The organism is Nocardia sp. NPDC051787 (assembly GCF_040681325.1).
Lineage (GTDB): Bacteria > Actinomycetota > Actinomycetes > Mycobacteriales > Mycobacteriaceae > Nocardia.
This window is the reverse complement of sequence record NZ_JBFAYO010000001.1, coordinates 147,818-171,295: the sequence shown is the minus strand read 5'-3', so window position 1 is coordinate 171,295 and position 23,478 is coordinate 147,818. Positions and strand designations below refer to the sequence as shown.

26 protein-coding genes and 1 tRNA gene are annotated in these 23,478 nt (G+C 67.2%); 15 read left to right on the top strand and 12 right to left on the bottom strand.

Annotated features, from left to right (window positions below):
* Positions 1-143: 143 nt before the first annotated feature.
* Complete coding sequence (locus AB0M45_RS00815; RefSeq protein WP_364321079.1) at positions 144-1,400, bottom strand: pyridoxal phosphate-dependent aminotransferase; 1,257 nt, start codon at positions 1,398-1,400, stop codon at positions 144-146.
* A gap of 103 nt (positions 1,401-1,503) precedes the next feature.
* Positions 1,504-2,841, bottom strand: coding sequence for an XRE family transcriptional regulator (locus AB0M45_RS00810; RefSeq protein ID WP_364321076.1), 1,338 nt, complete (start codon positions 2,839-2,841; stop codon positions 1,504-1,506).
* Positions 2,842-3,070: 229 nt separating this feature from the next.
* Here AB0M45_RS00810 and AB0M45_RS00805 point away from each other — a divergent pair, with 229 nt between their 5' ends.
* Positions 3,071-3,520 (top strand): hypothetical protein, encoded by a 450-nt coding sequence (locus AB0M45_RS00805; protein WP_364321073.1) that lies wholly within the window; start codon positions 3,071-3,073, stop codon positions 3,518-3,520.
* A 77-nt stretch (positions 3,521-3,597) separates the two neighbouring features.
* Here AB0M45_RS00805 and dcd read toward each other — a convergent pair whose 3' ends face one another.
* Positions 3,598-4,197: a dCTP deaminase gene (dcd, locus tag AB0M45_RS00800; RefSeq protein ID WP_364321070.1), complete on the bottom strand. Its 600-nt coding sequence runs from the start codon at positions 4,195-4,197 to the stop codon at positions 3,598-3,600.
* A gap of 128 nt (positions 4,198-4,325) precedes the next feature.
* On the opposite strand from dcd, the gene AB0M45_RS00795 reads away from it, so the two are divergent.
* The 3 genes from AB0M45_RS00795 (at position 4,326) to AB0M45_RS00785 (ending at position 6,016) form a co-directional block, all read left to right on the top strand.
* On the top strand, positions 4,326-5,114 hold the full coding sequence (locus AB0M45_RS00795) for a phosphatase PAP2 family protein (protein WP_364321067.1): 789 nt from the start codon (positions 4,326-4,328) through the stop codon (positions 5,112-5,114).
* Positions 5,115-5,219: 105 nt separating this feature from the next.
* Positions 5,220-5,567 carry a hypothetical protein gene (locus AB0M45_RS00790; RefSeq protein ID WP_364321064.1) on the top strand — a complete coding sequence of 116 codons (348 nt, stop codon included), beginning with the start codon at positions 5,220-5,222 and terminating at the stop codon, positions 5,565-5,567.
* Positions 5,549-6,016, top strand: a complete 468-nt coding sequence (locus AB0M45_RS00785; RefSeq protein WP_364321747.1) for an HEXXH motif-containing putative peptide modification protein — start codon at positions 5,549-5,551, stop codon at positions 6,014-6,016. Before AB0M45_RS00790 ends, AB0M45_RS00785 begins: the two co-directional genes overlap by 19 nt.
* A gap of 52 nt (positions 6,017-6,068) precedes the next feature.
* Here the strand turns inward: AB0M45_RS00785 and amrS are convergent, their stop codons facing one another.
* Positions 6,069-7,157, bottom strand: coding sequence for an AmmeMemoRadiSam system radical SAM enzyme (gene amrS, locus AB0M45_RS00780; RefSeq protein WP_364321061.1), 1,089 nt, complete (start codon positions 7,155-7,157; stop codon positions 6,069-6,071).
* Positions 7,158-7,460: 303 nt separating this feature from the next.
* Between amrS and AB0M45_RS00775 the strand changes: the two genes are divergently transcribed.
* Positions 7,461-7,531 (top strand) — tRNA-Gly (locus AB0M45_RS00775).
* A gap of 156 nt (positions 7,532-7,687) precedes the next feature.
* Here AB0M45_RS00775 and AB0M45_RS00770 read toward each other — a convergent pair.
* The 3 genes from AB0M45_RS00770 to AB0M45_RS00760 all read right to left on the bottom strand — a co-directional run bounded on the left by AB0M45_RS00770 (position 7,688) and on the right by AB0M45_RS00760 (position 10,002).
* Positions 7,688-8,797, bottom strand: a complete 1,110-nt coding sequence (locus AB0M45_RS00770; protein WP_364321058.1) for a class I SAM-dependent methyltransferase — start codon at positions 8,795-8,797, stop codon at positions 7,688-7,690.
* 298 nt (positions 8,798-9,095) lie between these two features.
* The gene (locus AB0M45_RS00765; RefSeq protein WP_364321055.1) at positions 9,096-9,611 is read right to left on the bottom strand and encodes a flavin reductase family protein; all 516 of its coding nucleotides are present in this window, start codon (positions 9,609-9,611) and stop codon (positions 9,096-9,098) included.
* Positions 9,604-10,002 (bottom strand): hypothetical protein, encoded by a 399-nt coding sequence (locus AB0M45_RS00760; RefSeq protein ID WP_364321052.1) that lies wholly within the window; start codon positions 10,000-10,002, stop codon positions 9,604-9,606. The genes AB0M45_RS00765 and AB0M45_RS00760 overlap by 8 nt, the downstream gene beginning before the upstream one ends.
* Positions 10,003-10,234: 232 nt before the next feature.
* Between AB0M45_RS00760 and AB0M45_RS00755 the strand changes: the two genes are divergently transcribed.
* Positions 10,235-11,002, top strand: coding sequence for a hypothetical protein (locus AB0M45_RS00755; RefSeq protein WP_364321049.1), 768 nt, complete (start codon positions 10,235-10,237; stop codon positions 11,000-11,002).
* Positions 11,003-11,111: 109 nt separating this feature from the next.
* Positions 11,112-11,414, top strand: a complete 303-nt coding sequence (locus tag AB0M45_RS00750) for a DUF1905 domain-containing protein (protein ID WP_364321046.1) — start codon at positions 11,112-11,114, stop codon at positions 11,412-11,414.
* A gap of 136 nt (positions 11,415-11,550) precedes the next feature.
* Here AB0M45_RS00750 and AB0M45_RS00745 read toward each other — a convergent pair whose 3' ends face one another.
* The 3 genes from AB0M45_RS00745 to AB0M45_RS00735 all read right to left on the bottom strand — a co-directional run bounded on the left by AB0M45_RS00745 (position 11,551) and on the right by AB0M45_RS00735 (position 12,530).
* Complete coding sequence (locus AB0M45_RS00745; protein ID WP_364321043.1) at positions 11,551-11,880, bottom strand: hypothetical protein; 330 nt, start codon at positions 11,878-11,880, stop codon at positions 11,551-11,553.
* A 142-nt stretch (positions 11,881-12,022) separates the two neighbouring features.
* Entirely contained in the window at positions 12,023-12,319 is a 297-nt protein-coding gene (locus AB0M45_RS00740) for a hypothetical protein (protein ID WP_364321040.1), read from the bottom strand.
* Positions 12,306-12,530 (bottom strand): hypothetical protein, encoded by a 225-nt coding sequence (locus AB0M45_RS00735; RefSeq protein WP_063016531.1) that lies wholly within the window; start codon positions 12,528-12,530, stop codon positions 12,306-12,308. The genes AB0M45_RS00740 and AB0M45_RS00735 overlap by 14 nt, the downstream gene beginning before the upstream one ends.
* A gap of 159 nt (positions 12,531-12,689) precedes the next feature.
* On the opposite strand from AB0M45_RS00735, the gene AB0M45_RS00730 reads away from it, so the two are divergent.
* Positions 12,690-13,487, top strand: coding sequence for an alpha/beta hydrolase (locus AB0M45_RS00730; RefSeq protein ID WP_364321036.1), 798 nt, complete (start codon positions 12,690-12,692; stop codon positions 13,485-13,487).
* 9 nt (positions 13,488-13,496) lie between these two features.
* Here AB0M45_RS00730 and AB0M45_RS00725 read toward each other — a convergent pair whose 3' ends face one another.
* Positions 13,497-14,261, bottom strand: a complete 765-nt coding sequence (locus tag AB0M45_RS00725) for a crotonase/enoyl-CoA hydratase family protein (protein WP_364321033.1) — start codon at positions 14,259-14,261, stop codon at positions 13,497-13,499.
* Between the two features lie 184 nt (positions 14,262-14,445).
* On the opposite strand from AB0M45_RS00725, the gene AB0M45_RS00720 reads away from it, so the two are divergent.
* The 4 genes from AB0M45_RS00720 (at position 14,446) to AB0M45_RS00705 (ending at position 18,539) form a co-directional block, all read left to right on the top strand.
* On the top strand, positions 14,446-15,201 hold the full coding sequence (locus AB0M45_RS00720; protein WP_364321030.1) for a crotonase/enoyl-CoA hydratase family protein: 756 nt from the start codon (positions 14,446-14,448) through the stop codon (positions 15,199-15,201).
* Positions 15,202-15,381: 180 nt separating this feature from the next.
* On the top strand, positions 15,382-16,488 hold the full coding sequence (locus tag AB0M45_RS00715; RefSeq protein ID WP_364321028.1) for a DUF4185 domain-containing protein: 1,107 nt from the start codon (positions 15,382-15,384) through the stop codon (positions 16,486-16,488).
* A gap of 93 nt (positions 16,489-16,581) precedes the next feature.
* A complete protein-coding gene (locus AB0M45_RS00710; RefSeq protein WP_364321025.1) occupies positions 16,582-17,781 on the top strand; it encodes an erythromycin esterase family protein in 1,200 nt (399 codons plus the stop codon).
* A 68-nt stretch (positions 17,782-17,849) separates the two neighbouring features.
* Positions 17,850-18,539, top strand: a complete 690-nt coding sequence (locus AB0M45_RS00705) for a class I SAM-dependent methyltransferase (protein WP_364321022.1) — start codon at positions 17,850-17,852, stop codon at positions 18,537-18,539.
* 120 nt (positions 18,540-18,659) lie between these two features.
* Here AB0M45_RS00705 and AB0M45_RS00700 read toward each other — a convergent pair whose 3' ends face one another.
* Entirely contained in the window at positions 18,660-19,250 is a 591-nt protein-coding gene (locus tag AB0M45_RS00700; protein WP_364321019.1) for an alpha/beta family hydrolase, read from the bottom strand.
* Positions 19,251-19,520: 270 nt separating this feature from the next.
* On the opposite strand from AB0M45_RS00700, the gene AB0M45_RS00695 reads away from it, so the two are divergent.
* The 3 genes from AB0M45_RS00695 to AB0M45_RS00685 all read left to right on the top strand — a co-directional run bounded on the left by AB0M45_RS00695 (position 19,521) and on the right by AB0M45_RS00685 (position 23,463).
* Positions 19,521-21,356: an acyl-CoA dehydrogenase gene (locus tag AB0M45_RS00695; RefSeq protein ID WP_364321016.1), complete on the top strand. Its 1,836-nt coding sequence runs from the start codon at positions 19,521-19,523 to the stop codon at positions 21,354-21,356.
* Between the two features lie 203 nt (positions 21,357-21,559).
* Positions 21,560-22,309: a helix-turn-helix domain-containing protein gene (locus AB0M45_RS00690; RefSeq protein ID WP_364321013.1), complete on the top strand. Its 750-nt coding sequence runs from the start codon at positions 21,560-21,562 to the stop codon at positions 22,307-22,309.
* A gap of 68 nt (positions 22,310-22,377) precedes the next feature.
* Entirely contained in the window at positions 22,378-23,463 is a 1,086-nt protein-coding gene (locus AB0M45_RS00685) for a DUF4185 domain-containing protein (RefSeq protein WP_364321010.1), read from the top strand.
* Positions 23,464-23,478: the final 15 nt, after the last annotated feature.

Here is a 23,478-nt window from a genome sequence, read left to right as displayed (position 1 = left end):
CACTCTGTGGTGCCGAGGACCACTGTACACAAAAGTACTTCTTTTGCGCTAGGCGGTCGCCAAATCCGACAGATATTCGTACATATGGTTTGGTTTACCGGCTCGAAGCGGGGCGTCTATCGTGCCCTACCCTGCACCCGTCCTTACTGGCGATAGCTGGAAAGGAAGTTGCCGAAGCGTTCAATGGCGACCGCGAGATCCCGCGCCCATGGCAGCGTCACGATCCGGAGATGGTCGTGGTCGGGCCAGTTGAAGCCGGTCCCCTGCACCATCAGGATCTTCTCCTGGAGCAGCAGATCGAGGATCAGTTTCGAGTCGTCGTAGATCTCGTACACATTCGGATCCAGTTTGGGGAACGCGTACAGCGCGCCCTTCGGCTTCACACAGGACACGCCCGGAATCATGTTCAGCCGCTCCCAGGCGACATCGCGCTGCTCGAGCAGCCTGCCGCCGGGCAGGATCAGGTCCTCGATGCTCTGATGTCCGCCGAGCGCTACCTGAATCGCGTGCTGCGCAGGCACATTCGGGCACAACCGCGACGAGGCGAGCAGGTCGATGCCCTCCAGGAAGCCGGCCGCATGCTCCTTGGGACCGGTGATCGCCAGCCAGCCCGATCGATAGCCGGCGACCCGGTAGGCCTTGGACAACCCGTTGAAGGTCAGGCACAGCAGGTCGGGCGCCATGGTCGCCAACGAGATGTGCTTGGCGTCGTCGTAGAGGATCTTGTCGTAGATCTCGTCGGCCAGCAGCAACAGCTGATGCTTGCGCGCGAGATCGGCCAGCTGCTGCAGCACCTCCGCGGAGTACACCGCGCCGGTCGGGTTGTTCGGATTGATCACCAGCAGCGCCTTGGTCTTGTCGGTGATCTTCGATTCGATGTCGGCGATATCCGGCTGCCAGCCATTGGACTCGTCGCACAGATAATGCACCGGGGTGCCGCCCGCCAGGCTCGTCATGGCGGTCCACAGCGGGTAGTCCGGCGCCGGGATCAGCACCTCGTCGCCGTTGTCCAGCAGCGCCTGCATGGTGATGGTGATCAGCTCGGAGACGCCGTTGCCGAGGTAGACGTCGTCCACGTCGAGTTCGGGGAAGCCGGGCACCAGTTCGTAGCGGGTCACGATGGCGCGCCGCGCCGACAGGATGCCCTTGGATTCGGAGTAGCCCTGCGCGTACGGGAGCGCGGCGATGATGTCGCGCATGATCACGTCCGGAGCCTCGAACCCGAACGGGGCGGGATTGCCGATATTGAGTTTGAGGATGCGATGGCCCTCGGCCTCCAGCCGTGCCGCCTGCGCGTGTACCGGTCCACGGATCTCGTAGACGACGTTCTGCAGCTTCGTGGACTGCTCCAGAACACGCGGGGGGCGGTGCGGATGATGACTAGGACTCACGCGTCCCATGGTGCCATCCGTCGCAACTGGATAAATCGCGTGTCCGAGCGAGCATCGGGTAGCAGTGGCCGCGACGGCGGCTCCGGCGCGGTTGAATGTGACGCGTCATACATCAACAGGGGTTGCCCGGCGGGATGCCCTTGGCCGCCGTGGAGCCGCAGAACTCCTCGATCCGCTCGTCCAGATGCCGCGCTTCCACCGCATCCTTGAAGGCCGGGGTCGCGATCCGTCTGCGCACGCCGTTCAACCGCTCTTCCAGCTGCGCGATGCGCTTGTCCTCGTCGAGGTCGAGCACCGGATGCAGCGCCTCGGCCGCCCCGTCCAGACTGCCGTTGATCAGGTGAGCTGCCGCGCAGTCCACCCTCGCCAAGGACTCCGCGCCGTAGGAACGCTGCTCGGAGGGGCCTTTCGCATACAGCTCGATGGCCCGCTTGGTGGCGTTCAGCGCGGGCTCCGCCTCACCGAGGTGGATGTAGGTGGCTCCGGCGTAGTAGTTGGCCTTGGCGTCGTTGAAACCGAAGACGCCACCCACCTCGTCGTGCAGGGCGTCGGTCGCGCCGATTTCGCGGGCGTCGGCGGCGGCCCGGATGCATCGGTCGGTGTCGGCGGCGCTGCCGAGCGCGGACCAGATCCGCGCCTCGATATTGAGCAGTCGCACATGCGCGGTCGCGGACTCGGCGAACTCCTGCCCGCTCTGCGCGAGCTGGACCGCCCGGCGGGGGCGCTGCGACCAGTACTCGATCAGCGCGTGCATGCCGCGGGTCCAGGCGCGAAGTCCGTTGTGCCCGCACAGTTCCGCATAAGCCCAAGCTGCCCTGGCCTGTTCGCCCGCGGCGTCGTAATAGCCGAGATCGGTACTCGCGTTGGCGAGCAGGCCCGAGAGCGTGCCCGCCAGCAGATACAGATGGCTGGTATCAGCGGGCCGCTGATGGCCCTCTAGCAGCCGGTACACCCGGCGTCGCACCCGCAACATCTCCACCATCATCGGAACCGGCGGGATGTGCACGTAATCGTTCGCGATCCGCGCGACATCCGCGTCGAGTTGTTCCAGGGTGGTCGCACCCACATTGGTGCTCTCGGCCTTGCCGGCGTGCTCGCTGGCCTCGTGGGCAGCCGCCATGATCAGATCCCTCTCCGAAATCGCTGCTAGCGCAGCACCTCTCATCGCACCGGCGTCTATGAGAGCCAGAAGATCCGCGTCGGTCGAATACGGGCCGCCTGCCGAGGCGCCGCCCCGCGCATCGTTACCCGGCGGGACGCTTCGATCGGTCACGGGCTGATCGATCATTGCCGCGAACCGCGCCCGCACCACTTCGTCGGACCTGGCCAAGGACGTGTCCAGAGCGGCCTGATTGATCGGTCGTGGGTGGACCCGGACGCCCCCGGCCTCCCACTTGGACACCAAGCGTTCGTGCACCCCCAGATGGGCGGCGAACTCCCTGATGCTCATCCGCTTGGCATCGCGAAGGGCTCGGGCCTCTCTGCCTGACCAATGCCTGACCACGGTTCATCCCTTCCGAACGGATTCCTTCCAGAGTACGAGGCGTTTGTGAGCAGAGCCACAGTTGAAATACGTGCTCTATCAAAGGCAGCGGAAGGGCAGCGGAAGGCGGCCTCTCGGGCGATGCCGAATCAGCGGGCACGACGGGACCATTGAGAGGGAAGGCAAGGAGTTCGCCGTGAATGTCGAGAAGCTCAGGACCGTGGACGATTGGGTGGCCTTCTATCGGCACGAGTTCGGGCTGCCGGTCACCGAACGTGGTGGTTTCGCCATGCTCCCGGTCACCGGGCGCGTCTGCGTCGTTCACCTGCCGACCGCACGTGCCGAAAAGGTGCGCACCGCACTGGAACAACAGGGCATGAGGGGTCCCATGTTGGCCAGACAGATCCGATGGAGCTTCCTCGCCGAGCCGGACAGCCGACCGGGACCCCAGGTGCTCGAGGTGCTCAATCGGCTGGATATCGGACTGCCCGCTATCGGCAGTGCCGTGATGTTGCCGACCGGCCTAGGCCGCTGGACCCGGGAAGGGTGCTTCTGGGTCAGCCCGCCGGGCCGCGGTGACACGCTTCCGCCGCTGTCCGTCATCCTTACTACGGCGCTCGCGGTGGGAGCGGGCGGCGGGGACTGATCACCTCCGCGATCAGTTCCCGCCGCCGTCCGCCGGGGCCGCTTCCGCACAGTCGACGAGGCGGACCCGGCCCCGGCTCAGCACGATTCGGCAGCGTCGATCGCGGCCGCAGGAATCGGGAAGTTGAGGTAGGACCGCGACGGTGTCGGTCCGCGCTGGCCCTGATATTTCGAGCCCGCCACGGCGCTGCCGTACGGATGCTCGGCGGGGCTGGTCAGCCTGAGCAGGCAGAGCTGGCCGATCTTCATGCCGGGCCACAGCGTGATCGGCAGATTGGCCACGTTGGACAACTCCAGCGTGATGTGACCGCTGAAGCCGGGGTCGATGAAACCCGCGGTCGAGTGGGTCAGCAGGCCGAGCCTGCCCAGACTCGACTTGCCCTCCAACCGTCCGGCCAGGTCGTCCGGCAGCGTGCACACCTCGAGCGTGGAGCCGAGCACGAACTCGCCGGGGTGCAGCACGAACGGCTCACCTTCTGCCGGCTCGACCGGGCTGGTCAGTTCGTCCTGCCGCTGCGCTGGGTCGATGTGGGTGTAGCGGGTGTTATTGAACACCCGGAACATCCGGTCCAGACGCACGTCGATACTCGACGGCTGGATCAGGTTCTCCAGCAGCGGCTCGACGCCGAGACGCCCAGCGGCGATCTCCGCACGGATGTCACGATCGGAAAGCAGCACGCCGACGAGCGTAGCGCCTGCTCGCCGCGGCTCTTCAGCCTGCCGACATCGGCACGATGATCCGGCACTTCCCGGCAGTGTGAAGGCCCCCGGTTACCCCTCAGCACCGGTAGTGGCACCGTGGAGGGGTGACCTCCCGCCGGATTCCCACCGCAATCGGGGTGCTCACCGCGTTGCTGATGGTGTGCATCGCGGCTCTCACCGTGGTCGCACTCGGCGACGACGGCCACGGCGGAATCGACCGAACAATCACCGACTGGGCCATCGCGCGGCGCAACGGCGTGCTGACACCCATCGCGGTAACGGTCAGTGCGGTGAGCGGCACCGTCGCCATGACGGTGCTGGCCACCCTGACGTGCCTCGTTCTGTCCTGGCAGCGACGCTGGCCCGCGGCGGCACTCGTCGCCGGTGCGGGCATCGGCGCCTGCGTACTGGTCCGCGGCGGCAAAAACCTCGTCGGCCGTGCCCGCCCACCCGTCGAGGACCATCTCATCTCCGTGGAGAACCTGTCCTACCCGTCCGGCCACAGCGTCGGATCGTTCGTCGTGGTCGGCATCGTCGCGGTAATCGCCCTGCCCAGCGTGCGCCCTTCCCGCCGTATCCTCGCCGCGACCGCCGCCGCCGCGTTCGTCGCCGCGGTGGGCGTGTCCCGCATCTACCTGGGCGTCCACTGGGCCACCGACATCCTCGGTGGCTGGTGCATCAGCGCCCTCTGGCTCATCCTCTGCCTGACCATCTACCGCTACTTCGAGCCTGTCCAGGAGGATTTCGCGGCCAGAAGCAGACAGGAGGATTTCGCCGATATGGACGGAGAATCCGGAGAAGATTCGGAATCCGACTCGTCCGTGCCTCGACCGGGCCGCCATGGAGTGGGACCCGATAACGTCGCGACTGCATCTGACCGCGGGCGGACGTAACTCAGCCCAGCCGCCGACGGTGAGTTCGCGCCTGCGGACGTCCATCACCTGGAAGCGGTCGCTGCGAGTGCGGCGCTGCGGGCAGGCACGGATATGCGGTTACCGGTGCCCGTTCATGACGGAGTGGCGCCGCTGCCGATGTTCGGGGCGCTGGAAGCCGGTGCGGTGGAACAGGTATGGATCGAGACCGGTGAGGTCGAGGGACTCGCCATGGCACAGCCGTTGCGTCGGCTGACCGCCGCGGGACCGACTGTCACTCTGGAAGACACCGACCCCTATCGCGTGCTCCCGTACCTCGGCAGCGAGATTCACCCCACCGGGCGGCTGAGCGATGCCGAGGCGCGGCAGTGGCAAGCAGTCTTCGCTGGAGCTATCGACTTCATCGAAACCCATCTGCCGCATACGCTGCCGGTCTTCGCGCTGGTTTGCGCACCGTGTTGCCGCTGCAAGTGAACGGCCCGGCAGATCGAAGTGCCTCGGCCAGATTGGCATTCGGCGCTGTCGGCATCGCGGCTCTGCGGCTGGATCCGATCGCCCTCGCCGAACTGCTGGTGCACGAATTTCAGCATGTGAAGCTGGGTGCGATGATGGACGCATTCGAACTGTACGACCGCTCGGATACCGAGCCGCGCTACCATCCGCCGTGTTCCACGCATCCGCGGCCTATCGAAGGCGTGCTGCACAGCACCTATGCCCACCTTGCCATCGCGGACTTCTGGCGAGTGCGGCAAACACTGGCGACCGTATCGGCACGCGAGTCTGCCGCGCATAGGCTCGCCGAGGTCCGCGGCTACACCGCAGCGGGTTTGCGCCAACTGCGAGAGTCCGGCTCACTGACCACACTGGGCGGTGGTGCAGGCGATGAGCGAAACAGAACAGGCTTGTTGATGCGTCTTCGCTGAACGGGGGACAGCACCGTCTGCCCCCGTTGCCCGTAAGGCGTGCTCGGCGGGCTCACACGATGAGCACCGGCAACCGCCTGCTCCCCCACCGCTCGACCGGCCCGTCGTAGACACCGGGCAGCTGTGTGCCGCATTTCGCGCAACGCCCGTCGGCGGTGAGCGCGTACCGGCGGATCAGGTACCAGTCCCGTGTGACCACGGCGGTGCCGCAGGACGGGCAGGAGGTGGTGCCGCCGTCGGTGTCGTGCACGTTGCCGGTGTAGACGAAGCGCAGGCCTTCGGCGAGGGCGATGTCGCGCGCTCGGGTGAGCGTCGCGGGTGGCGTGGGCGGGATGTCGCGCATCTTGTAGTCGGGGTGGAACGCGGTGAAATGGAGTGGCACGTCGTCGCCGAGTTCGTCGCGGATCCATGCGCACTCGGCGGCGATCTCGGCGTCGCTGTCGTTGTGCTCGGGGATGAGCAGGGTCGTGATCTCGAACCACACGTCGGTCTCGTGCCGCAGGTATCGCAGGGTGTCCAGCACGTCGTCCAGGTGTCCTACGCACACGCGGCGGTAGAAGTCCTCGGTAAACGCCTTCAGGTCGACGTTGGCCGCATCGATGTGGGAGTAGAACTCGGCGCGCGGTGCGGGGCACATGTAACCAGCGGTCACCGCGATCGCCTTGATGCCGCGGTCGCGGCAGGCGTCGGCGATATCGGCCGCGTACTCGAAGAAGATGGTCGGATCGTTGTAGGTGAACGCGACGCTGCGGCAGCCGAGATTCTCCGCCGCGCTTGCCAATTCGCGGGGCTCGGCGCGGCCGGACAGAGTGTCGATCTCGCGCGACTTGGAGATGTCCCAGTTCTGGCAGAACTTGCACGCCAAATTGCAACCGGCGGTCCCGAAAGACAGCACCGCCGAGCCGGGCAGGAAGTGGTTGAGCGGTTTCTTCTCGACCGGATCCACGCAGAACCCGCTGGAGCGGCCATAGGTGGTGAGCACGATCTGGTCGTCGACGCGGCCCCGAACGAAGCACAGCCCGCGCTGCCCCTCGCGCAACTTACAGGCGCGCGGGCAGACGTCACACTGCAGCCTGCCGTCGTCGAGCCGGTGCCAGTGCCTGGTCGGAACGGTATGAGGATCGTCGAGGGTTACGGTCATCGTCGGATTCCTCCGATGACCAGACTACGTCGTCCGAGCGACCGCTTGGTCTGCAATGCGGCAGCAATCGCCTTCGCTCCCCGGTCTCTGTCGGCGCTCGCCCGGGAGCCTGGAGCCCTTTTGGGAGGGAAGCGCCCCGAACCCCACCGACCGGGGCTGAAAGCAAGATCGAATGCGGGCGGGAGCTGTCCCCCGCAGACCGGCCGACCCGGAGCGCATAGCCGCAGGTCAGGAGCATCTACCAGCACTTTTACCGCGCCACCGGCGACTCTGCTACAGTCTCCGATGTATCTCGGTACGCAGGCCGATGTAGTTCAATGGTAGAACTTCTGCTTCCCAAGCAGACAGCGCGGGTTCGATTCCCGTCATCGGCTCTCCCAGCCCCGCACCCCATGGTGCGGGGCTTTTTCGTGCCTGCTGGCCCCTTCGCATACGCGGTCCCGGCCTCGCGTACGTCGGGCAGTGCGCGAGGCCGGGAAGTACCTTGCGAAGTCGGTCCAGACTGTCGTCCGGCCAGCCGGAGACGTCCTTCAGGCCGGGACAAGACGGTAGAGCGTGATCGTTTCCGCGACGCGCGCGGCGTGGAGGGGCGTGGTGGGATTGTGAGCCCGAGGGTGGACGGGCCGGGTTTCGAGTTGGTCGGCGATCACCAAGCCCGCGTCGGCGATGTGGTCGAGTAGGTCGCGGTGGGTGCGGAGGCCGAGGAGTTCGGGGAGGTCGGAGAGGATGAGCCAGCCCTCGCCGCCGGGGTGCAGGTGTGCGGGGAGGCCGGACAGGAATGCGTGGAGCATGGACGAGTTCTCGTCGTAGACGCCGCTTTCCAGTGCTGAGGTCGGCGTGGCCGGGATCCACGGTGGATTGCAGACGACGAGGTCGGCCTTGCCGTCCGGGAAGAGGGTCGGGCCTTGCACGTCGACGAATGTGCGGCCCAGTCGATCGAGGTTGGCGCGGGCGCAGTCCAGGGCGCGAGAGCTCTTGTCGGTGGCGGTGATTCGGGTGTATCCGCGTCGGGCCAGGACAGCGGCCAGCACGCCGGTGCCCGTACCGAGGTCGAAGGCGATATCTGTGTGCGCGGGCAGTGGAGCGCGGGCGACGAGGTCCACGTACTCACCGCGGACCGGTGAGAACACGCCGTAGTGCGGATGGATGCGGTCGCCGAGGGCGGGCACGTACACGCCCTTCTCCCGCCACTGCGCCGCGCCGAGCACACCGAGCAACTCGGTGAGCGCCACCACCGTGCGACCGCGTGGCAGCCCGTACGCCTCCGTGCACGCGCGCCGCACGTCGGGAGCGCGGCGCAACCGCAGCGAGTTGTCGTCCTCCAACAGGACGAGCAGCTTGCCGAGCACGCGCGCGCGGCGGCGGCGCGCCGCGCGGTACCGCCGGAATGCTTCGGCCGGATCATCAACCAGCGAAACGTCTCGATCGACCCGCCTGCCCATCGCCCGCAACAGTTGCCTGCCATTGTGGAAATCCCCGCGCCACAGCAGACCGTTCCCCGCCCGCGCCAGCCGATAGGCGGTGTCGGCGGTCGTCCGGTCTTCCACCGGCACGATCGAATCAGGGGGCGGCGCGGCAGTTTCGGAATGCCAGCAAGCGGTTCGGAATGTGTTGTCTTCGGTCCAGAAAACGGTGGACACCGCGTACTCCTCGTGATGGAACGTGCAAGGGCACGAGAAGCACTTCGACGAGGGGTTGCGAAAAGGCCCGTCCGGCTACCGCACAGAAATCAGAGAAAAGCTTGTCTACGCCCGCGCCGAAGTGCGCGGGAGATCACCGAGAACCATGCCGAGTGTCATCGCCGGGCCCCTTCCGAGGAGAGAGACCCGAGTCTCGCACAGCGCAGAGCACGGGACCAAACCGACCCGACCGGCGTCAGGCGCGAGGTGGCGAGCAGCCTTGTGGCCGGCCGATCGCCTCGTTCGGGTCAGCTCGCCCTCAGGCCGCCCCGTTGGCGGGTTCCTCGTGCAACCGGCGGAAGCGGCTGCCCTGGAAGACCAGAGGGTCGACATCGGTGCGGGTGGCTATGCGGTGGATGCGGAGGATGACCACGGCGTGGTCACCGGCGGGCACGCTGGCTTCCTGGACGCCCTCGATCCAGGCGGAGGCGCCGTCGATGAAGACGGCGTCGCCCGAGCCGCGGTGCAGGTGGATGTCGCGGAAGCGGTCGCCGTCGCGGGTGCCGAGCGAGCGGGCGGCGGCCTGCTGGTCGGTGCCGAGCAGGCTCAGGCCGAGGTGGCTCGCGGCGGCGAGCTTGGGCCAGGTCGCCGAGGAATTCTGTACGCAGAACGAGACCAACGGCGGATCGAGCGAGACGGGGACGAACGTGCTGACCGCGAGGCCGTGGGGAGTGCCGTCGATATCCGCGCATACCGCGACGACACCGCTGGGGAAGTTGGCGAACGCGCGACGCAGACCGGCTCCGTCGGCGGGGAATTCGAACAGGTCATGCATGGTTCGCAGCCTTCGAGCTGTGGATCAGTGCCTGGGCGACCGAACGCCACCGACCACTGTACCGGTCGATGACGCCGTCCTCGGCGAATATGCGGTCGGACAGGTAGAGCCCCGGCAGCGCCGCGGTAGCCCCGAGCTCGACCAGAACGGGCTCGAGCAGCAGATCCGGCGCCAGGGCGTGGGCCGATCCCGCGCCGAGCATCACCGGCACCGCGAGCACGCCCGCGAGTCCGGTTCCACCGTCGAACTGTTCGAGGAACAGCTCGAGCAGACCGGTGTAGGTCGCCCGGTCCCGCGCGCCCGCCGTCGGCGCGAAGTCCGCGCCGAGTCGCTGTGCGACCGAAAACGCCTGTGCCGCCGACAGAATGCGATCGGCGGCGACCGCGGTCATTAGCTCACCGCCGCGACGGGCCGCTGCGCGGCTTGCGCGATCTGCTCGGCGATCTTCTCCGTGGTCATAGCTGCTCCATGGTTTTGCGGGGGTAGCCGTTGGATCAGAGGCCGGACGCCGCGCATGCGTCCGGCGCTCCTTCCACTCCAGCACCGTGCCCCGGCCAGGACGAGGGTTTGAATCTGCGCGATGGGATCAGGCGCCGGCGAGCGCGTTCGAGTGGGTGGATCTGGTGAACCTGCCCGCTGGCGCGAACCTGGCGAGCAAGTCCGCGGCGTCATCGCGCAGTCTTCCGGATCTCGCGCCGATCGAATGGGCGGCCAGGTCGCCCTCGGACTTGTGTTGGTCCCCGTACAACCTGCAGCGTGGGTTCGCACGGCTTGCGCTGGTCGGGACGCTGGCGGCCCGGTGTAGCGGTCTGGCTCGCAATCCGGGTTACCGAGACCCCGGCGACGATCCCGTGCGGCTCGACCGGGCGCCGCCAGTCGTCTCGTACCATGCGCTCGCGTATGATCGTGCAGCGCAACAGGAGTGGGGATTGCTCATGGGTGGTTCGGAAGATGCGCTGCCTCCGCAGCCAGTCGCGCCTACGACTGGCACTTCGCCCCCTCCGCTGGATCCAGGGGGGCCGCCGGAGCTCGGCGAGTGGGTGTTCACCGCCGTGGCCCCGATGGCGGCGTTATACGGCAAGGCTCTCCTGGAAGCCCTTGGCGAGCGGAGCGCGACCGGCCTCACCGCGCTGCCCGGCAAGTTGCGCCAGCGTTGGTTCCGCCGTGGCGTCCGCAGTGTCGAAGCCGTCCTCGACCTCGAGGACCGGCCGTCCGCCGCCATCCTTGTAACCGACGATCTTCCCGACGAAGCCCGGCTCGCGCTCCTCGATCTGGATCTCGCCGAGCCGTCACTGCAAGGCGAGGTCCTGACATGGGAGGTGGAGTCGAGGCAGTGGGTTCCGGCGAAACTGCCGAGCCACCAAGTCCGAGGCCCTCGAACCCACATGTGAGCACCCACCGATAGCCCCTGCGGCTGAAGTGCGCACAGCTGATGTCCAGCTGTGGTAAGTCCTCTGCGGTCGAGGTCGGAGTGTCGGTGCCTACCGATACAGTCGCGACGTGGCTGGATCGCGGTACACATTCACGGCAGAGGTGTGGGAGCACCAAGGGGATGCTGCATGGTATTTCGTGTCGGTACCCGAAGACGTGGCCGACGAGATCGAGGAGCGGTACGCGCATCGGGCGGGTGGGTTCAGGGCCGTGCGCGTGCATGTGGTCGTCGGCAACAGTCGATGGTCGACGTCGTTGTTCCCGGACAAATCCCGGGCGACCTACGTGCTGCCGATGAAGAAGGCGGTGCGGGTCGCGGAAGCGCTCGAGGCGGGCTCGGCCGCGCGGGTGGAACTTACTGTCGCGCTGTGAAACGCCGGGGCCGCGCGACGCAGACGGCGGGCACTACCGGCCCCGCTACGCGAAGCGTCGGTTGCCACCGGGCGCTGGTCTGCCGCGATAAAACAGGCCGGTCGACGCCGTCAGCGCCCGCGACCGGGCCGCCGACTCAGCGCGGCTGCGCCGCCGACATGCACTCGCTGGCGATGCGACTGCTGGCCGAGCGCGCCTTGTCCGCGTCTTCCTTGGTCATTCCCAGCGTTTCCTGGTTGGGAGCCTTCACGTCGTACTCGTCGCTGACCATGACCCGCAGCCCGGCCTGCGAAATACCCTGCTCGACGAACACCTTCGCGGCGCAGTCGGCCAGTTGCTTGTTCTTGAGGCCTTTGTCCTGCAGCGATTGTGCGAGTTCGGCTTGCGTCACCGTGGGCGCCGCCGTGTCCTTGTCGCTGCCACATGCCGCGAGCACCGGCAGCGCGATCAGCGCTGCGGCGATCATGCAGATCCGCACCTGACTCCTCTTCCTCGACTGGCCACCGTCAGTGGCGTGGCAACCATAATGCCCCGCGGCGAGCCGCGGTAGTCGCACGCGCCCACCAGCGTTGGATACCTTGCCGGACAACGATTTACGGGAGCGGCACTCACAGATCCATCGCCGCTCGCAACGCGGTGTCGAGCCGCTCCAGGGTGTCGGTATCCACCACGTCGACCCGCTCGGCCAGCCATCCGCGGAAGATGCGCCCGATATTGCCCGCGTGCACCCAACCGTGGTCCTGCACCGGAACCGCGAGGATGTCCCGCGGATCCTCCTCGATCACCTCGGCGGCGATCAGCCACGGACGCGGCGATTCGTTGATGCCATCACTGCTGATCAGCACTACCGTTCGGCGACGCGGCGAATCATGCGGGTTGTAGATCCACAGTTCACCCCGACGCACGCATCGCCTCCTCGGCGGCCGCCAGCTCGGCCGCGTCCGCCGCGGCCTCGGCGGTCACATCCGACACCGGACCGACGCCGGTACGCACGGCTTCCCGCCGCGCGGCCTTCGATATCCACGCCGAGGGCGACATACCGGCGCGGGCCGCCGCCTGCTCGGCGTACGACCAAGCGGCTTCGTCCAGCGAAAGGGTCACCTTACGGGTTGCCATACCAATTATCGTACCGGCCGCGCTGCGACCGGCGCCAGACTCGTTTTCCCAGCACGCGCGGCATCCAGCCAGAGCCACGGTACGGAGCGGGGCTCGGCCGACGCGAACTGATGGCTAGTGACTGCTGTTAGGGTTGGCGCAGGGCGAGGATGAACGGAGATGACGAGCATGACGACATTGCACCATCACCGAGTGGGCTCCGGGGAACCGCTCGTGCTGGTGCACGGGGTCGGAAGCCGCTGGCAAATATGGGAACCGATCGTCGACACCCTCGCCGCGTCGTATGACGTGATCGCCGTCGACCTGCCCGGCTTCGGTGGATCGGGCCCGCTCGCGCACAACACGGTCGACAATCTCACCGACGCGCTCAGCGAATTCCTCGCGGTACAAGGAATCGAACAGCCGCATTTGGCGGGTAATTCGATGGGTGGCCTGATCACGCTGAATCTGGGGGCACGCGGTCTGGCCCGCTCGGTCACCGCGTACTCGCCGATCGGTTTCTGGGACACTGCCGGTCGCGTGTGGTGCCAGCAGTCGCTGGGCAAGTCGCGGGCGCTCGCGCGGCTGCTCCGGCCCACACTGCCGTTCGTCCTCGGAAACGCCGCGGGGCGGACCGTCTTTCTCTCGCTGATCTTCGGCAAGCCCTGGGGCCTGGACGCCCAGGTGGCGCTGGAGACGGCCATCGGCGCGGTCGAGGCGACCGGATTCGACGAGGCGCTCGCCTCATTCGACGACGCGCGACTGCACGAAATCGGCTCGCTCACCGACATTCCGGTGACAATTGCATGGGGCAGCCGCGACATCCTGCTCACCTACGCCACCCAGAGCCGCAGGGCGCGTCGCGCGTTGCCGGCCGCCGAGCACGTCACGTTGCACGGCAGCGGGCACAGTCCTTTCCCCGACGACCCCGCGGCCTGCGCACAGGTCCTGCTCGAGACGATCGGGCGGGCGCGGTAGACGTTCGGCTCAGCGGCCCTGCCACTGGGGCTCGCGCTTCTGCGCGAACGCCAGAGCACCCTCGGCGGCGTCCTTGGAGAACAGGGCGGGCAACGCGATCTCGCCCTGCTTCGCGAACGCCTCCGCGACCGGCCAATCCGGTGACTCGTCGATGATCCGCTTGCTCGCCGCCACCGCGAGTGGTGCGGCCGCGGCGATCTCGGCCGCCAGCTCCAGCGCGGCGGACAGCGCCGCGCCGGGCTCGGTGACCCGGTTGACCAAGCCGAGCTGATAGAGCCGCTCGGCGCCGACCCGTCCGCCGGTGAGCGCCAATTCAGCGGCCATGCTGCGCGGCAGCCGCTGGGTCAGCCGCAGCACGCCCCCGCCCGCGGCGACCAGACCGCGCTTGACCTCCGGGATGCCGAACTGCGCGTCCCGCGCGGCGACGATGAGATCGCCCGACAAAGCCAGCTCGAAACCACCGGCCAGCGCGAAGCCCTCGACCGCCGAGATCATCGGCTTCGCCGGAGGCTTCGCCGTGATGCCGAGCGGACCGCGGTGCTGGGTGATCGGCATCTCGCCTTTCGAGGCGGCGACGAGATCCATTCCGGCGCTGAAGGTTCCGCCCGCACCGGTGAGAACGAGCACGCGCGCGCCGGCGTCGGCTTCGAACTCGTCGACCGCGGCCTCGATGTCTTGCGCGGTGGCCAGGTTGATCGCGTTGCGTGCCTCGGGACGGTTGACCGTCAGCACGGTGATCGCATCGCGCCGTTCGACACCTACCAGGTCGGTCATCGGGCGCTCCTCTCGGTGATCAGGGTGAACGTATCCGCGGCGACATCGGCGTCCGGAGGGAGCAGATGGCCCGCCACGGTGGTGCCGGTATCCGACGCCCGGACCAGTATGCGGGGTCACGCGAGCGTCGGCGCGCGCACCACAACAGCTTCCAGCGAAACTGACTCACGAGTAAGATACGAGAATGGGCACCAACATCGCGCTGCGATTCGACAACGACCGCGCCTACGTCACGCTCGACCGGCCGGACAAACACAACGGCCTGACCATCGACATGATTAGCGGACTGATTGCCAGTGCGAAAAACGTGGCTCGCCGCCCGGGAGTGCGCGCGGTAATCCTGTCCGGCAACGGACCCAGCTTCAGCAGTGGCATGGACATCGCGGCGGCTTCCAGCGATCCACTGGCAATCGTACGGAACTTCCTGCCGCTGCCCGGCCGCGGCACGAACGCCTTCCAAGAAGCGTGCTGGGCGTGGCGCCGCCTGCCCGTCCCGGTGATCGCGGCGGTGCACGGGCGCTGCTACGGCGGCGGACTCCAGCTCGCACTCGCCGCCGATGTCCGTTTCGCCAGCCCGGAGGCGGAGTTCTCCGTTATGGAAGCCAAGCACGGCCTAGTCCCCGATATGACCGGCGCCGCGACGCTATCTCGGCTGGTCGGCATGGACAAGGCACTCCTGCTGACGATGACCGCGGACACCGTGGACGCCGCCTACGCGGCGAAGATCGGCTTGGTCACCGAGGTGGCGGCCGACCCGGTCGCCGAGGCGGAGAAACTGGCCGACCAGATCGCGGCCCGGCCGCGGCACGCCGTCGCGGCCGCCAAGCGGCTGTTCGAGAAGACCTGGCATACCTCGCCGCGGCGCACCTTCGCCGTTGAGCGCGCCACCCAACTTCCGCTGATCTTGCGGAAAGCATTCAGCAACCTAACAGCAAGGTAGCTGAAAGCTAACCAGTCTGAGACAGAAGCCCCGAATCCGCCGGTTCCGCTGCTACCATTTGCACGATTTGCCAGCCAGTCGAACTAGCGGTGCGAGGTACCCTGCGAAGGAGTCTGTGTATCGCGGGACGTCTGTGTTTCTCGCACCGCTCCCGGCAAGAAACCGGAGGGCTCACAGACCTTGATCAAGACCGCATCCTTGCTGCTCTCAGCGCTGGCGGGTGTATCGGCCTTGCTCTGCCCAGCGGCTACCCCCGCCATCGCCAACCCGAACGCCATCAACCCGATTCCTGTGCTCAACGGCACGACCGGACTGCCCAATCTGGCCGGCCGCGCCAGGGCGGTCTTCCAAGTGACGGGTATGGCCAGTCCCAACAACACCCATAACTACAACGTGCTCGGGACCGACCTGGGCATCATGTGGGACAACGGGCACGGCGAAATGCTCACCGCGTTCGGCGACACCGCCGGTTTCGGTTTCCCGAATCTGCTCGCGGGCAGCATGTGGGCCTGGCGCAGCAATATCCTGCTCCGCAGCCATACCACCAATCCGGCCGAAGGTATCTATTTCGACAGCGTGGTCCGCGACATGTTCGGCCAGGCGCGTGATCTCATCCCGAGCCCGAAGATTCCCTTCCTGGAGATCAGCCGCATTCCCACCGCGGGCATCTCGGTCGGCGGCGTGCAATACATGAGCTTGATGTCGGTGCGGAGCTGGGACGATGTCGGACGGTGGAGCACCAACTTCTCCGGCCTGGCCGTTTCCGGCGACAACGGCGAGACCTGGGCGGAATTGCCGGAAACCCGGCGCCCGAACGAGGGTGGGAACGCCAACTTCCAGATGAACGCGTTTCTCGCCGACGGCGGATACATCTACGAATACGGCACCCGCTCCGGACGCAACCACACCGCCCATCTGGCTCGGGTCCGGGCGCAGGACATCGCCGATCTCAGCGAATACGAATACTGGGACGGCAACGGTTGGCGTAAGAACGACGTGAATGCCGCGGCACCCATCATGTGGGGTGTCAGTGAGCTGTCGGTGATGTACAACTCCTATCTCGGACAGTTCATTTCGCTCACCACCGACCCGTTCAATTCCGTGGTGATGCGCCGCGCGTCGTCTCCGGCCGGCCCGTGGAGCGAACCCGAAGTGCTGATCGACACGCGCGAATTGCCCACCGCCTACGCGCCATCGATCTTTCCGTACCAGACGGGGCGCGATCTCTACTTCCTGACCACCGTGCACAGCCAATACAACGTCGTGCTGATGCGAACGACACTGTAGCTCGCGGCGTACCGATCCAACGCGGCTTGACCTCAACAATGGTTCATGTATGAGGCTGAACCGCGTTGGATCGTTCACGTTTCGGGAGGCTTCATGGTCACCGCCACCGCCGACATGCGCACCTGGCTGCGGGACAACGCCGTCGCGATCGACAGCACCGACCCCGGCTCAACCGGCCGGGACCTCGACGCCCTGATCGCGCGGCTGGGCACCGCGACGGTGGTCGGACTCGGCGAGTCGACTCGGTTCTCCCGGCAAACCTTCGGAATCCGCGAGCGGATATTCCGCGCCCTGGTCGAGCGGCATGGCTTCCGCGCGTTGGCGATTCAGGACAGTGCGCGTTCCGGCGAACGCTGGGACCGGTTCGCCACCGCTGGAGAGGGCGAGCCGGAAACGGTGCTCGCCGGTGCATGGCGGCCGTGGCGGACCGAGGAATCGGTGGCGGCGCTGCGCTGGATTCGCGCGTACAACCTGGCCCATCCGGACGACCCGGTGCGGATCTTCGGCGTCGAACCTCCGCACGCCGAGCCGAGCGACTACGACGCGGTGCTGGCCTGCGTGCGCGACACGGCTCCCGAGCGGTGGGCCGCGATCGAGGCGCACCTCGCGCCGATCCGCACCGCACATCAGGTCGACGAACACGTTCAGCGGCACCAGGGCATCCACCCCGGCCGCCCGTTCGCCGAACACGCCGAGGAGGCCATCGCCCTGCTCGAGGCATTGCCGGACACGCAGGAACGCGCCACCGCGCTCGTCCATGCCCGCCTGATCCTCGATTTCCACCGGCAGAGCGTCGCGGGCCAGGGCTTCGCCCGCGATGAGCGACCGTCAGCCGAGACGGTGCTGAATCACCAGCGCGCCACCGGCGCCGCGATCATCTATTGGGACGGGCTCGCCCACACCACCAATATCCCGATTGTCTTCAGAACAGCGCAATTCCGTGGCGTGGGAAGTCATTTGCGCGACCACTTCGGCGATGCGTACATGTCGGTCGGCATCGGCTTCCACCACGGCGACCTCGGCATGGCCGTGGCGCCCGATCCGCGCCCCGACCTGGTCGACGCCGCGCTCGGCGACGTCGAACTGCCCGCGTACTACGTGGACCTGCACGCCGAGGCACCGGAATCGGTCCGCGACCGGCTGGCCGGTCCCGCGAAGGTGCGCACCATCAGCGGCGTCTACGACCCCGCCGCGGACGGCGAGGCGCACATCCAGCTGGCATCCCTCGCCGCCGCGTTCGACGTCCTGATCCACGTGCGCGAGACCACGCCGGTGCACTGGCTCGATGTGTGATCTGCCGCGCCTGGACCTACCTCTGGCAACCTTGCGAACTCCCGATCGCGGATCAATAGACTCACGATATGGATGCGGCCGATTGGGACGAGCGCTACGCGCAAACGGAATTGGTCTGGGGCGCACCGCCGAACAACACCGTGGTGGAACATGTCTACGGATTGGAGCGGCGGACGCCGCTGCAGCCCGCCACGCCCGACGGCGAGCCACCGGAGTTCCCCCGCGCACTCGATCTGGCGTGCGGTGAGGGCCGCAACGCCCTCTGGTTGGCCACGCACGGCTGGCAGGTACACGCGGTCGACTACTCCCAGGTGGGCATCGATAAGGGGCGCACCGTGGCGTCACGGCTGGCCCGATCGGTCCGCGGTCGCATCACCTGGCAGTGCGCCGACGTCACCGACTTGGACGCGGCGGGTATCACCGGCCCGTTCGAGCTGGTGCTGATGGTTTTCCTGCACCTGCCCACCCAGCAGCGCCGCGCGGTGGTTCGCAAGGCGGCCGCCCTGCTCGCTCCCGAAGGCACCCTGCTCGTCCTCGGCCACGACACCACCAACCTCACCGACGGCTGCGGCGGGCCACAGGATCCCGCCATCCTCTTCACCCCGGACGACATCGTCGCCGACCTCGGCCCCGTGATCGCCGCCAACCGCATCCGCGTCCGCGTCGCCGACCGCGTCTACCGCCCGACCGAGACCCGCGAAGCCATCGACGCCTTGGTCATCGCCACTCGCCCGGCCGAGTATGTGCCGACCGAGTGAGACACCCGAGCAGGAGCACGCACACCGGCATCTGCCCGACGAGCACCCGAACCGTGTGCCGCGATCATGGCTTGGACGGACTCGGCTGAGCCCGCCCACCTGCGGCGCCGAGAGCCCGGTTCAGGACCAGCGCTGCAACCACGGGGTGACGGTCTCGGCGATCAGATCGAACCCGGCGCGGAAAGCGTGCGGTTGGCCGGGAATGATCCGCACTTCGGCAGCGTCGGCGGGATCGGGAATGCCGAACGGGTCGTTGGCGCCATTGACGACCACCACCTCGATGTCTCCGGGGGCGAGTAGCTCGTCCCGGCGGGAGTTCTCCGGCTTGCCCGGCGGGTGCAGCGGGAACGAGAGCGCGAGTACGCCGCGAGCCCGGGCCGCGACGGCGGTGCGGCAGGCGACCCGGGCCCCATTGCTGCGCCCACCCTGGATCAGGGGAATACGCTTGCGGCCGCGTAGCCGGGCGACGATCTCCAGCCACGCCTCGTCCTGCTTGACCGTCGAACCAGGCGCCCGGCGCCCAGCGACCCGATAGGGCTGCACCACCCGCGCCACGGCGCCACCCAGCCGCAGCGCCGAATCGCGCACGGCGAGAAGGTCTTTCGTGTCCACCCCACCGCCCGCACCATGCGTGAGCAGCAGCAGGAACGCGGGCCTGCGGGGCTGCTCGAGCTCGACCTCGGCCGGTCCGGCACTAGTCTCGATGCGCATTGTGCTTATTTTGGCACCCGGCGCGCTGCGCGTTCGCTACGCCTGGCGGCTTCCGTGCACGACGCGCCGGCGGCGCGCCCATCAAACGCTGTAAAACGCGTCACATTGCCTGCTCAGCTCTTTGCGTCCTCATTACCGATCGGTAATATGGCGCATAAGTTACCCGCGAGTAGCATGCGGAAAACCGGCACGACTACCCGGTGGAGCGAACAACGGGCGGGAACGGCACCAACCGACCGCACCAAACTCAACGGAGAGTGAGTACTGACAATGGGTCACTACAAGAGCAACGTCCGCGACCTGGAGTTCAACCTCTTCGAGGTCCTGGGCCTTGGTTCCATCCTGGACAGCGGCGCCTACGGCGACCTCGACGCGGACACCGTCAAGGAGATGCTGAACGAAGTTCGTCGCCTTGCCGAGGGCCCGCTCGGTGAGTCGTTCGCCGACGCGGACCGCAACCCGCCGGTCTTCGACCCCGCGACCCACACGGTCGCGCTGCCCGAATCCTTCAAGAAGAGCTACCGGACGCTGCAGGACGGCGGCTGGGACAAGCTGGGCGTCGCCGAGGAGCTCGGCGGCCTGCCGATCCCGCGCGCGGCCTACTGGGCCATCGCGGAACTGCTGCTCGGCTCGCAGCCGGCCGCCTTCATGTACGCCGCGGGTCCTGGTTTCGCGAACATCTTCTACAACAACGCCACCGAAGAGCAGAAGGGCTGGGCGACGATCGCCGCCGAGCAGGGCTGGGGCGCCACCATGGTGCTCACCGAGCCCGACGCCGGTTCCGACGTGGGCGCAGGCCGCACCAAGGCAATCAAGCAGGAAGACGGCTCCTGGCACATCGAGGGCGTGAAGCGCTTCATCACCTCCGCCGACGCCGACGACCTGTTCCCGAACATCATGCACTTGGTGCTGGCCCGCCCCGAGGGGGCGGGACCGGGCACCAAGGGCCTGTCGCTGTTCTTCGTGCCGAAGTTCCACTTCGACCACCAGACCGGCGAGCTCGGTGAGCGCAACGGCGTCTTCGTCACCAACGTCGAGCACAAGATGGGCCTGAAGGTCTCGGCCACCTGTGAGGTCACCTTCGGCGGCCACGGCATCCCCGCCAAGGGCTGGCTGGTCGGCGAGGTGCACAACGGCATCGCGCAGATGTTCGATGTCATCGAGCACGCCCGCATGATGGTGGGCACCAAGGCCATCGCGACCCTGTCGACCGGCTACCTGAACGCGCGCGACTACGCCAAGGAGCGCGTGCAGGGCGCCGACCTGACCCGGATGACCGACAAGGCCGCGCCTCGCGTGGCCATCACCCGCCACCCGGACGTGCGGCGCTCGCTGGCCGTGCAGAAGGCGTACGCCGAGGGCCTGCGCGCGGTCTACCTGTACACCGCCGCTCACCAGAATGCCGATGTGGCCCTGCATGTTTCCGGTGCGGACGCCGACCTGGCCGCCCGCGTCAACGACCTGCTGCTGCCGATCGTGAAGGGTGTCGGTTCGGAGCGGGCCTACCAGTACCTGACCGAGTCGTTGCAGACCCTGGGTGGTTCCGGCTTCCTGCAGGACTACCCGATCGAGCAGTACATCCGGGACGCGAAGATCGACTCGCTGTACGAGGGCACCACCGCCATCCAGGCGCAGGACTTCTTCTTCCGCAAGATCGCCCGCGACCGCGGCGTCGCGCTGGCCCACGTGGCCGGCCAGGTGCAGGAGTTCATCGACACCGAAGCCGGCAACGGCCGCCTCAAGGGCGAGCGCAAGCTGCTTGCCACCGCGCTGGAGGACGTGCAGGCCATGGCCGCCACGCTCACCGGCCACCTGATGGGCACCCAGGAGCAGCCGAGCGAGCTGTACAAGGTCGGCCTGGGTTCGGTGCGCTTCCTGCTCTCGGTGGGCGACCTGCTCATCGGCTGGCAGCTACTGCGTCAGGCCGAGATCGCCATCGCGGCGCTCGACAACGGCGCGACCGGCGCCGACCAGGCGTTCTACAACGGCAAGATCGCCGTCGCGCAGTTCTTCGCGCGCAACATCCTGCCGGAGCTGACCGCCACCCGCGCCGTGCTGTCCAACCTGGACAACGACATCATGGAGCTGGACGAAGCGGCCTTCTGACACATCTTCATAACGCGCACACGACAAAAACGGCCCGGAGATGATCTCCGGGCCGTTTTGTCGTCTACGGTTGTCGATTCGTGACGTCCGATCAGCGCTCGACGCCGATGCTCTCCGGTAGATTGCGTGCTCCCGGGAGGCTGCAGGAACCTCCCGACTCCCACGTTTCGGCGCGGAAGGTGTCGGCAAAGGTGCCCGAGGTGATGCGCAACGCGACTGGCATCGGCGCTTATTTGCGCGAACGACGACTCGCCGCTGGATTGACCCCCGCGCATCTGGCCGAACGAGCCGGGCTCGCCGAGCCGGTGCTGGACCGAGTCGAAACGGGTGCGATCACGCCGAGTTACCCACTGCTCGAACGGCTTTTCGACGCGCTCGAAGTGCCGACCTGGTACCGCAGGCACATTGTCGTGCTGACCTTGCCGAACTTCTTCGAGGCCGCCTACGGACCCGGACCGGGGGTGCCGACTCCCGACGACCTGGACGACCTGGACAGCCTGCCCGATCCGGCCTGCTATCAGCGAATGCCGACGCAGGATCTGGTGGCGGCGAACTCCGCCTACGAACGGACCTTTCCGGGAGCCGCGGCCCGATCGAACATGCTGGAGTGGATGTTTCTGGACTCGGCCGCCAAACGGGTGATCGTGGAGTGGGCCGTCGAGGCGCACCTGTTGGTCGACGCGTTTCGCATGCTGTCCCCACTCGCGCCGCGCGAGCGCGTCGAGGAGATCGCCGAGCGCTGCCGCCGCTCCCCGGACTGGGACCGCATGTGGACCAGCGAGGTGCGCTCCGCAGACATCCCGCGCGGCAGGCTGCTGGTGCGCGACCTCGCCACGCGCCGGGTACGCACCATGAGCATGCGCGTCTACAGCCCGGAACTTCCCGAACGGCCTTGGTGGCTTTACCGACTGGTGACCATCGGCCGAACGCGTGGCGCGCATGCGCCGATGTAAGCGACATCGGGGCCGCGAACAGGCACAATGAGCGAGCAGACTGCGTCCCAGAAGAAGGGAATTGCCGGATGACTCGATCGCTGTCCGCACTCGCCGGTGCCGGTGCGCTCGCCACGGTTCTCACCCTCGCCGCCGCCGCGCCGGCCGGGGCCGACCCCAACAACGTCATACCGATCCCGGCCCTCAACGGCATCCACGGACTGCCGAACCTTCCCGGCCCGACCAAGGCCGTCTTCCAGGTGACCGGCATGGACAGCCCGAACCGCACGCAGAACTTCAACGTGCTCGGCACCGATCTCGGCATCATGTGGGACGACGGCAACGGCCGCATGATCACCGCGTTCGGCGACAGCGCGGGGCTCGGCTTCCCCAATCTGCTGGCGGGCAGCATCTGGGCCTGGACCAGTAACGTGCTGTTCCGCAGCTCGACACACGACCCCGCCAACGGCATCCTCTTCGAGGACGTGGTGCCGAACCCCTTGCCCAGCCCGAAGATCCCCGGCATCGAGATCAGTCTGATTCCCACGGCGGGCATCTCGGTGGGCGGTGTGCAGTACATGAGCCTGATGTCGGTCCGGGAATGGGGCGACCACGGCAAGTGGCACACCAATTTCGCCACGCTGGCCTCCTCGCACGACGGCGGCACCACGTGGACGCCGCTCACGCACACCCGCCGCGCCAACGTCGATGGTCACGAGAACTTTCAGCAGAACGCCTTCCTGAAGGCCGGCGGCTACATCTACCGGTACGGCACGCCTTCCGGGCGCAATAATCCCGGATTCGTTTCCCGCGCAAAAGAATCCGATATCGCCAACATCGACGCGTATGAATACTGGGACGGCAAAGCGTGGAAGCCCGGCGACGCCAAGACCGCGGCGCCCATCCTGGGCGGTGTAGCCGAACTGTCGGTGATGTGGAACGACCACCTCGGTCAGTTCGTCATGCTGACCACCGATCCGTTCAACAGCGTCGTCATGCGCACCGCCGCCGCCCCCGAAGGACCGTGGAGCGAACCCAGGGTCCTCATCGAGGCCCGCGCCCTGCCCACCGCGTACGCACCGATGATCTTCCCGTACCAAACCGGCCGTGACCTCTACTTCCTGGTCACCCAGCACACCCAGTACAACGTTGTGCTGATGCGAACGCCGCTGTGACAGTGGGAAACGGTT